Annotated in this window: 8 protein-coding genes; 6 read left to right on the forward strand and 2 right to left on the reverse strand. The window is 65.1% G+C overall.

Going from position 1 to position 9,967, the window contains the following annotated elements; all coding sequences use genetic code 11:
- Nucleotides 1-25 precede the first annotated feature (25 nt).
- Both VFZ66_20675 and VFZ66_20680 read left to right on the forward strand, forming a co-directional pair.
- Nucleotides 26-781: a methyltransferase domain-containing protein gene (locus VFZ66_20675; GenBank protein HEX6291611.1), complete on the forward strand. Its 756-nt coding sequence runs from the start codon at nt 26-28 to the stop codon at nt 779-781.
- A 176-nt stretch (nt 782-957) separates the two neighbouring features.
- The gene (locus VFZ66_20680) at nt 958-1,923 is read left to right on the forward strand and encodes an asparaginase (protein HEX6291612.1); all 966 of its coding nucleotides are present in this window, start codon (nt 958-960) and stop codon (nt 1,921-1,923) included.
- Between the two features lie 28 nt (nt 1,924-1,951).
- Here VFZ66_20680 and VFZ66_20685 read toward each other — a convergent pair whose 3' ends face one another.
- Complete coding sequence (locus tag VFZ66_20685; GenBank protein HEX6291613.1) at nt 1,952-2,368, reverse strand: hypothetical protein; 417 nt, start codon at nt 2,366-2,368, stop codon at nt 1,952-1,954.
- A 339-nt stretch (nt 2,369-2,707) separates the two neighbouring features.
- On the opposite strand from VFZ66_20685, the gene VFZ66_20690 reads away from it, so the two are divergent.
- The 4 genes from VFZ66_20690 (at nt 2,708) to VFZ66_20705 (ending at nt 8,633) form a co-directional block, all read left to right on the forward strand.
- On the forward strand, nt 2,708-3,364 hold the full coding sequence (locus VFZ66_20690) for a hypothetical protein (GenBank protein ID HEX6291614.1): 657 nt from the start codon (nt 2,708-2,710) through the stop codon (nt 3,362-3,364).
- A 140-nt stretch (nt 3,365-3,504) separates the two neighbouring features.
- Nucleotides 3,505-4,359: an ROK family protein gene (locus VFZ66_20695; protein ID HEX6291615.1), complete on the forward strand. Its 855-nt coding sequence runs from the start codon at nt 3,505-3,507 to the stop codon at nt 4,357-4,359.
- Between the two features lie 153 nt (nt 4,360-4,512).
- Entirely contained in the window at nt 4,513-6,168 is a 1,656-nt protein-coding gene (locus tag VFZ66_20700; GenBank protein HEX6291616.1) for a 5'-nucleotidase C-terminal domain-containing protein, read from the forward strand.
- Nucleotides 6,169-6,458: 290 nt separating this feature from the next.
- Nucleotides 6,459-8,633: a bifunctional metallophosphatase/5'-nucleotidase gene (locus VFZ66_20705; GenBank protein HEX6291617.1), complete on the forward strand. Its 2,175-nt coding sequence runs from the start codon at nt 6,459-6,461 to the stop codon at nt 8,631-8,633.
- A 201-nt stretch (nt 8,634-8,834) separates the two neighbouring features.
- Here the strand turns inward: VFZ66_20705 and VFZ66_20710 are convergent.
- The coding region (locus VFZ66_20710) for an ATP-binding protein (protein ID HEX6291618.1) at nt 8,835-9,967 on the reverse strand (1,133 nt) is incomplete at its 5' end.

The following is a 9,967-nucleotide window of genomic DNA, read 5'->3' on the forward strand; positions in this document are numbered from 1 at the left end:
CTCAAGATCGACGATAATAGACGCCATGCAATACGATGAATATGCGGCGCTGTACGATCGCTCAGGGCAACTGAGCTTCTCGGTGCTCATGGAGCTGTACCTGCGCGATCTGCTGCGTCGGCATCCGGTCGCGGGCAGGGCGCTGCTCGATCTCGCCTGCGGCACGGGCACGCTCGCCGTAATGCTGGCCGAGCAAGGCTGGCAGGTGGTGGGCATCGATCGGTCGGCGGGGATGCTGGCCGAGGCGCGACGGAAGGCGGCACAGCGCGCGGAGCCGCTCGATCTGCGCTTCGTGCAGGGCGATATGCGCGATTTTGCGCTGGCGCGGCCCGTCGATCTGGTGACATGCTGCTACGATACGCTGAACTACCTGATCGACGAGGCCGATCTGCGGCGCTGCCTGGAGGCGGTCGCGCGGTCGCTGGTGCCGGGCGGCCTCTTTTGCTTCGATCTCGCCACCGATTATTTTTTAGAGCACTACTGGCAGGGCGTCGAGGTCGAGGAGTTCGACGCCGCGATCCAGGTGATGCAAAGCCACTACGATCGGGCGACCGGCCACTCGACGCTGGTGCTGACCGGGTTTATCGAGGTCGCGCCGGGACGCTTCCGGCGCTTTCGCGAGGTGCATGTCGAGCGCGGCTATCCCCAGGCGACCGTGCGTGCGCTGCTGGAGGCGGCGGGCTTTGCGGTCGAGGGGGTGTATGATTGTTTTACGATGCAGCCGCCCAACGAGCGTAGCCTGCGCGAGATGTATGTCGCGCGGCGCGTCGTCGATCCTTGATCGTACACATATAGCCCGGACCCACGGGGCCAAAGCACGCACACGATCTTGGGAAGAATGTACTACGCCGAAACTGCCCTCTTAGCTACCCTGGGAGCAGGCATAAGGCGTTATACTACAGAAGGCCGCAATTCTCCTGATCATGGGCAGCGGCAGCACATCCACAAGGAGCAACTGTGTCCCATATCATCTGTATAACAACTGGCGGAACGATCGCGATGAAGAGAGGCCCGATGGTTGGCGGCGCTGTGCCTAGCCTCAAGGGCCAGGATTTTCTCGCGCTCCTGCCGCGCGGCGAGCATCAGGTTGTCTTTGAAGAATTTGCGAACCTGCCGAGCAGCCATCTGACGACGCCGATGGTCATGGAGTTGGTGCGGCGCGTCGAGTCGCGGGTGCAGCTTCCCGACGTGGCGGGCGTGGTGCTGACGCACGGGACGGATACGCTTGAGGAGACGGCCTATCTGCTGGACCTGGCAATCTCCGCGTCGAAGCCGATTGTGGTCACGGGCGCGATGCGTACGGCCAACGCCGTCGGATACGACGGCATCGCCAATCTTGCCGCCGCGATCCGCGTGGCCGGGTCGGAGGCCGCGCACGATCAAGGCGTGCTGGTGGCATTCAACGAGCAGATCTTTGCCGCCTCGCAGGTGCAGAAGGTGCATGCCCAATCGCTTGCCGCGTTTGCCGCGCCGAGCAGCGGCCCGCTGGGCTCGACCGCCAGCGGCGTGCCGGTGTTTTTTCATCGTGCGCCACAGCGCCAGACGATCCCGTTCAGCCGGCTGGAGGAGCCTGTCGATCTGCTGACGGTGACGCAGAGCACCGACGACCGGCTGCTGCGCGCCGCGATCGAGAGCGGCGCGCGCGGCCTGGTGATCGAGGCGCTGGGCAGTGGCCGCGTGCCGCCCTGGTGGCTGCCGCTGCTCCAAAACGCGCGTGCGCGCGGCATTCCGATTGTGATCACCTCGCGGACGGGCGCGGGCGATTTAGGCGACGAGTACGGCTATGTCGGTGCGTATCACGATCTGCGCCGCCTGGGCTGCCTCTTCGCGCCCTGCTTGAACGGAGCCAAAGCGCGCGTCAAGCTGATGCTGGCCCTGGGCGCGGTCAAAGTGGCCGATGACGTACGCCAGTACTTCGAGTAGCGCCGCTATCGCCTGCGTCTCCCACCGGCTATACCGTTCGGCTCTGCATCGGGGCCGTGTCGCTTCCCGCAGCCGCCGCCTCGTCGATGGGCTGCCAGGTGCCCTCAAGGTACTCTTGCGCGCGATGCTCGACCTCGACGACGTTGTATCGACTCATCACGTCGAGCGCGCGGCGGGCCTGATCCTCTGAGTGTGCCCGCACGATCATGTACATGCCGCCGGGCTGCGCGGCGGCTAGCTGGTCCTGCTGCACGCCAACGGCAGCTTCGGGCTGGATCGTCTCCTCGGACTGTATTTCGCGCCGCTCGATCGCCTCGACGGCAGCTTGCGTATTCTTGGCAATCAAGCTCACCTGCGCTTCGCCAAATCCGGCAGATCGAAGCTCATGCGCGGCTGCCTGCGCATCGTCTTCGCCGTGGAACAAGCCTACGAGATTTTCACCCATGGTTGTGCCCTCCTGTCAGGGTCGCACGAGCATTCGCTCAGTGTGGGTTGTATCGTTTGAGCCACTCGGCCATGTGCTGGCAAATCGTGTGCCAGCGCCGGGGAAGATCGCAGGCTGTGCGGTGAGAGGCTCCGCCTTTTGGGGGAGCGATGGATCATGCATCTGCCTGTGGTTCGTGCCCTAAACCCTATGCGATACTGGTCGTGTGGCTCGCCGCTGGTGCATGCGCCACGCCCTGCCCTCCCGCCTCCCCGCGCTGCCCGCAGCCGGATGCCACGCCCTCGGCCTTGGTCCGATCCGGCGATGTCCCATGCGGACCACGTTATCAGGAGGGAAGCGATGAAGCGGATAGTGTTGATGCTAGGAGCGCTCGCGCTGTATCTGACGTCGGTCGTGCCTGCGACCAACGCGGCGGCGCAGGTGCATATCTATCGTGGCAGCGATCAGTTGGCGCTGGCGACGTTTCAGCGCACGGATGGCACGATCGTCACCTACGCGACGATCCTGGCGAACGACGGCTACTATCAAAGCCCGCCGCAAGAGCCGACGCCCACGCCGTTCCCCTACGTCACAGTTGCGATCTTTCAGTACGATACGACCTGCCCGCCGTGGCAAGCGGGCTGCTCCGTCACGATGTACGCCAATGGCTTTACCCAGGCAACCGTGTTCCAGACCAGCCACGATCTTTCGTCGGCGGTGCTCAATGCGACGGTGACAATGACCGATGAGGTGACAGGCCGGTCGTTTCCGCTGGCGATCGATCTGCGCTGGACCGGCTACGGCGATACGCTGCGCAACGTCGGCAGCCCGTTCAAGATTCGCGAGCCGGGCATTATCGTGACGATCACCGGCAACGATTACCGCCGCCGGGCCGATGTCGCAGGCAGCGTCGTCGATCTTAATACCGGCGTCGATTTTACGGCGCAGGCAGATGTGTATGCCGAGCTTGAGCGCGCGTCGGGCAACACGATCATGGTGCAACTGGGCGGCTACTGAGGCCATGCCGCATAGGATTTGCGCGATCACGTTCTGATCCCAAGAGGCGCGACCAGTCCCGTTTGTGGCTGTTCGCTTCCTGCTGCTACGCTGTAAAATATGGCAGACACTTCTAAAGCGTGAGAGGCAAACCAGGAAGCATGAACACACTAGCAATCGATATTGGCGGCACGAAATTTTCGATGGCGATCTTCGAGGACGACCGGATGATAATGCGCGATACGCAGCCGACCGATCGCGAGGGCGGACGGGACTGGATGCTGGCGCAGATCGTGCGGCGCGCGCGAAGCTGGCAGCAGACGATCGCGCTTCAGCGCTGCGGCGTCGGCTTCGGCGGGCCGGTCCACTTCGACGAGCAGCGAATCGCGCTCTCGACGCATGTCGGCGGCTGGCAAGATTTTCGCCTCTCCGACTACCTGGCGCACGAGCTACAGCTTCCGACGATCATGGACAACGACGCGAACGTCGGCGCGCTCGGTGAGGGAACCTACGGCGCGGGCGTGGGCTACGATCCGCTGCTCTACCTGACGCTCTCGACCGGCATCGGCGGCGGTCTGCTGATCGGCGCGCAGATCTACCACGGCGCGGACTCCTACGCCGGTGAGATCGGGCATCTGACGATCCGCCCGGATGGTCCTGAGTGCCTGTGCGGCGCGCGCGGCTGCCTGGAGCGGATGTGCTGCGGGCTGTGGCTGGAGCGCGACCACGGGCGGCCTGCCAAGGAGCTGCTGCGTGACGAGGCGTTCGTTCGGCGTTACGTGGTCGATCTGGCGCTAGGGCTGAAGGCGGGCATTATGCTGCTCAATCCAGGCCGGATCGTGCTCGGCGGCGGTATCAGCAAGGCGGGCGACGCGCTCTTCGAGCCGCTGCGGATCGAGCTGCGACGGCAGATCACACCGTGGTCCGGCGCGCGCATCGACGTGGTGCCTGCCGAGCTGGGCGACGACAGCGTGCTCTACGGCGCGCTGGCGCTGGCCCAAACGCTGAAGCCCTGATCCGCCGGGCTGCTCGCGCCGAAGTGCATATTTTTTGTTAGTACAATGGTCCCACATTCGCACGGCTGTATGGTATGATAGCGACACATCATCTAATCGGGTATCCGCTGAATTTCTCTAATCCTCAGTCCGTGGATCAGAAAGGGGCCAACTGTGGCATCGATCCGTCTGCGTCAGGGCCGCAAGCATCTGTTTGCCCTGGTTTCGTTGGTGCTGGTTCTGCTGGTGGTAGTTTCGGGCACGCACGCGGCGACGAGCGCCGTGTCGCGCGAGCCTATCACGATCCAGCTTTTGTCGGTGTCAGACTGGCACGCGCAGCTTGATCCGCTGTCGGTGACAGGCGTGGGCAATGTCGGCGGGGCGGCGGTGCTCTCGGCTTACTGGCAGGCCGATCGAGCGGCCAATCCCAACTCGCTGACGCTAACGGCGGGCGACGCCTACGGCGCTGCGCCGCCACTCTCCGGCTTCTTCGAGGAGGAGCCTGCCGTCAAGGCGATGAACCTGATGGGCTTCGATGTCGATACGCTCGGCAATCACAACTTCGACCGTGGCATCGCGCACTTGCAGCGCATGATCAACCTGGCGGAGTTTCAGTATGTGTCGGCCAATCTCAAGAACGTCGACGAGAATCTGCGCGGCGTCAGGCCCTTTGAGATCTTCGAGGTCGGCGGCGTGAAGGTCGCGGTGATCGGCATCACCAACCCGGAAGCGCCGACGCTGGTCTTTCCCGGCAACTTCGGCACGATCGAAGTGACCGATCCGGTTCCGGCGGCGAACAAGGCCCGCGCTGCGGCCAAAGCGGCGGGCGCGCAGGTCTTTGTGGCGATCACGCACCTGGGCATCGAGGGCACCGATCCCGTGACGGGCGCGCCGACCGGGCGGCTGATCGACTTCGCCAATAACGTCGGCGGCTTCGACGTGATCTTCGGCGATCATACGGACGTGCAGTTCAACACGGTCATCAACAACGCGCTGATCGTCGAGAACCGCAGCAAGGGCGCGACCTACTCGAAGACGAGCCTGACGATCGATCCCGAAAATGGCCGCGTGCTGGACCGCTCGGTGCAGTTCGTGACGCCGCTGAGCAGCGCTGTCACGCCCGACGCGGCGATCGTCGAGATGCTGGCTCCGTATCGCGCGCAGTTGGCCGCCGCGTTCGACGCCAGGATCGGCGTTGCGACCGATGTGTTTCCGCGCGGCGGTAACGTCGAGCGCGTGCGCGAGGTGGCGATCGGCAACCTGATCGCGGACTCGATGCGGCTGCGCTACGGCACGCAGCTTGCGCTGACCAACGGCGGCGGTATTCGCGCCGCGCTTCCGTCGAGCTACGCGCCGCTCGATAAGACGCTGCGCCGCACGACCGCAGGCTACGCGGCAGGCCCGCCATACGATCTGGTCGTCGGCGACGTGTTTACGGTGCTGCCCTTCGGCAACTCGGTTGTCACCCGCAGCGTGACGGGCGCGCAGCTCCACGCGATCCTTGAGCACAGCGTGGCCGCGCTGCCGAGCGCCAACGGTCGCTTCGCGCAGATCTCCGGCTTCCGCTTCACCTACGACCTGTCGCGCGCTCCCGGCTCGCGGGTCGTCTCGGTGGCGCTCAACGACGGCACGCCGATCCTGGCCGACGCGACGAGCTACACGCTGGCGACCAACGATTTCGTCAACGCGGGCGGCGACGGCTACACCATGCTGGCCGATGGTCAGGGAACGACGCGCGAGGTGATGGCGGATGTACTGCTCGACTATATCCGGCAGCAGGGCACGATCACCCCGACGATCGACGGACGTATCGCAGCCGTGACGCCGTAGTGCCCTCAGGCCGGGTGTGGGGCGTCCCCCACATCTCGCTGCTTCCACTCGGCCTGACGGAGAACAACGGAGCAAAGAACAAAGGGACAGGGGCAGAGCCAGGGAAACTTGGTACTTGAAACTCCGAACTTGAAACTTGAAACTTGAAACGCAGGGCCGTCCTCAGGGGCGGCCTTGCGCCGTTTAACAGGAGCTTAACGCCCGATTTGCAAGAATGCCCTGGATTGGTGCTATCATAGGCGCGCATCGCAACGGGGCGGTGTGATTGGCTAAGATGAGGGAGGGTCATTGTGGGCACGATCCGTTCTGGTCAGGGTCTTCGTCAGCTCATTGGTATCCTCGCAGGCATCGCGATTGCGTTCGGCGTGATCACGGTGCCACAGGCTGCTCCGGCGGAGCTCTGCTTCAACCAGCCGGGCGTCACTGCCTGTGTCGCGCCGGAGTTTCGCTCGTACTGGGAGAGCAACGGCGGCCTGGCGGTCTTCGGCTATCCGCTCGAGGCGGCCAGGCAGGAGCAGACGCCGGAGGGCACGTTCCTGGTGCAGTACTTCGAGCGCCAGCGCTTCGAGCTTCACCCGGAGAAAGCCGCGCCATACAATGTGCTGCTGGGCCGCGCCAACGACGAGGTGCTGGCGCGCGAGGGCCGCAACTGGCGCGATTTCCCGAAGGTGAATGCCGGAGCATCTGGCTGCGCCTTCTTTGCCGAGACGCAGCACTCTGTCTGCGGCGATTTCCTGCGCTACTGGCGCTCGCAGGGCCTCAACTTCGGCGATCGGGGCGTGAGCTACCGCGAGTCGCTGGCGCTGTGGGGGCTGCCGCTCTCGCAGCCGCAGGAGGAGCTGAACATCGACGGCGATACGGTGATGACGCAGCACTTCGAGCGCGCCCGCATGGAGGTGCATGTGAAGGACGGCAGGCGCAGCGTGCTGCTGACCCGCCTGGGCGCGGCGCTGGTGCCTCTGCGCATGAAGATCTTCGCCGTCAACGATTTCCACGGCCAGCTCTCGACGGGCCGCACCGTCGCGGGCAAGCCGGTCGGTGGCGCGGCCTATCTCGCGGCCTACATCAAGCAGCGCCGGGCACAAACACCCTACTCGCTGACCGTCCACGCGGGCGATATGGTCGGGGCCAGCCCGCCGGTATCGGCGCTGCTCCAGGATCAGCCGACGATGGAGTTCATGAACATGCTCGGCTTCGATGTCGGCACGTCGGGCAACCACGAGTTCGACGAGGGCATCGGCGAGTACAAGCGGCTGGTCGAGGGCGGCTGCCACCCGACGGCGGGCTGCTGGAGCGGCGCGAAGTTCTCGTATCTGACCTCCAACGTGGTCGATACCAAGACCGGCAAGACGATCTTCCCGGCGCATAAGATCGTCAACGTGGCAGGCGCGCGGATCGGCTTTATCGGCGCGGTGCTCAAACAAACGCCGGAGATCGTGATCCCGACGGGGATTGCGGGCCTTGAGTTCCGCGACGAGGCCGATTCGATCAATGCGTCGGTGGCCGAGCTGAAGAAGGTTGGCGTGCGTGCGATCGTGGTGCTGATCCACCAGGGCGGTAATCAGGCAGGCAACGTGCCGACAGGCGCACTGACCGGCGCGATCGTCGATATTGCCAACCGCGTGGACGACGAGGTCGACATCATCGCCAGCGGCCATACGCACCAGTTTACCAACGCGGTGGTCGACGGCAAGCTGATCACGCAGGCGTTTTCCTACAGCCAGGCGTTCGCCGACATCGACGTGACGATCGATCGGGCGCGCCGCGACATCGTGGAGAAGAAGGCCGAGATCGTGACGACCTTCAACGAGGGCGTGACGCCCGACGCGGAGGTCGGGGCGCTGGTCAAGAAGTACGAGGATCAGGTCGCGCCGCTGGTGAACCGCGTGATCGGCACGGCTGCGGCGCGCATCACCAACGAGCAGAACGCGGCGGGCGAGTCGGCGCTGGGCAATCTGATCGCCGACGCGCAGCGCAAGGCGATGGGCACGCAGTTCGCGTTTATGAATCCCGGCGGTATTCGCGCGCCGATCGAGGCCGGTGAAGTGACCTGGGGCGAGCTGTACGCGGTGCAGCCGTTCGCCAACGATCTGGTCAAGATGCGGCTGACCGGCGATCAGATCTATACGCTGCTCAACCAGCAGTGGCAGCCCCAGTCGGATGGCAGCGTGCGCACGCGCTTCCTCCAGATTTCGGGCCTCTCCTACACGTGGAGCGATGCGCGGGCAGTTGGCGATAAGGTGGTGGAGGTGCGCGGTCCCGGCGGCACGCCGATCGATCGCGCCGCAAGCTACACCGTGACCGTCAACAGCTTCCTGGCGGTTGGCGGCGATGCGTTCACGATCCTCACCAGGGGCACCGAGCGCGTGACCGGCCCGGTCGATCTGGATGCGCTGGTCGATTACGTGAAGGTGCTGCCGCAGCCGTTCAACGCGGCGATCGAAGGGCGGATTGTCAAGCAGTAGCGGGTGAGGCCCTCACCCCCCGACCCCCTCTCCCATCGCCTGGCGGCATAGGAGAGGGGGAGCACCGCACTCGACATAAGCCGCCCCTCGCCTGCACAGCGAAGGCGGAAGCCTGCCTGAGCGCGGGGAAAGGCGGGTGCCCGCTGGGCGTGGGGTGCTCTCTGGGCGGCGCGATTGGGGTGCGGGCCTGCTGCCGCCCCGCTACGCCTGCTGCTCCTCGATCTGCGCCAGATAGAGCGCCTGCCCCACCGCCTCAAGCAGAATATCCTGGTCGAGAGGCTTTGAGAGCACGGCCAGCACGCCCCGGCGCTGCGCCTCCTCGGCGGTGATATGATCGCCCCAGCCGGTCGCCATCAAAATCTGCGTTTCGGGCCGCACCGCGCGCGCGGCCAGCGCGATCTCCCAGCCGCTCATCCCCGGCAGCCCCAGATCGGTCAGCAGCACATCGACCGGATGCTCGCGCAGGTGCTCGATCGCCTCCGCGCCTGAGCCGAAGTCGAAGACGCGATGCCCGGCGTGCTCCAGAATGCGGCGAGTCACCTCGCGCAGCTTCGGCTCGTCGTCGACCACAATCAGCGTACACGTGCGGCTGGCAGCCATATGCTGGCTGATCGGCTCCGGCACGGGCGGGCTGGCGATCGGCAGTTGCAGCGTGACGACCGTGCCCCGGCCTTCGACGCTTTCGATCAGCAGCTCGCCGCCGTGACGCTGCACGATTCCCTGGCTCACCGCCAGGCCAAGGCCCGATCCCTGGCTGCCCTTGGTGCTGAAGAACGGCTGCCCGGCGCGGGCCAGCACCTCAGGATTCATCCCGACTCCGGCATCGCGCACATAGATCAGGACCTGATCATCCTGCTGGCGGGTGCCGACGACCAGCGGGCCGCTGCTGGGCATGGCGTCCACGGCGTTAATCAGCAGATTGACCAGCACCTCGCGCAGCTCTGCCTCAATGCCGAGCACCGGATCGACCGGCTCAAGCTCGTAGCTGAGATCGATCGTGATGCTGCGCAGTTGGGCCTCGTCGCGCCAGCGGGGACGCACGATATTGACGGCGCTCCTGATCAGCGCGTGAATGTTGACCGGAACACGCTCGGCTGAGTCGCGCGAGCGAGTAAAGACCTGAATCCGCCGCACGATCGTCGCTGCGTCGCGGGCGGCCATCTCGATCGTCTTCGCCAGCTCTTGCGCCTCGTCGAGCGTGCTTGCCAGGCCGATGAGCTGCGCGTTGCCCAGGATCGCGCCAAGCAGGTTATTGAAGTCGTGGGCAACGCCCGCCGCAATATCGGCGATGGCGCGGCGGCGCTCGGCCTCGACCACCCGATGCTGCGCCAGCT

The organism is Herpetosiphonaceae bacterium (genome assembly GCA_036374795.1).
GTDB lineage: Bacteria > Chloroflexota > Chloroflexia > Chloroflexales > Kallotenuaceae > LB3-1.

Excerpts from the sequence above, each read along its gene's own strand:
- VFZ66_20685 (HEX6291613.1), bottom strand. The coding sequence starts at position 2,368 with ATGGGTGAAAATCTCGTAGGCTTGTTCCACGGCGAAGACGATGCGCAG.
- VFZ66_20675 (HEX6291611.1), top strand. The coding sequence starts at position 26 with ATGCAATACGATGAATATGCGGCGCTGTACGATCGCTCAGGGCAACTG.
- VFZ66_20695 (HEX6291615.1), top strand. The coding sequence starts at position 3,505 with ATGAACACACTAGCAATCGATATTGGCGGCACGAAATTTTCGATGGCG.
- VFZ66_20690 (HEX6291614.1), top strand. The coding sequence starts at position 2,708 with ATGAAGCGGATAGTGTTGATGCTAGGAGCGCTCGCGCTGTATCTGACG.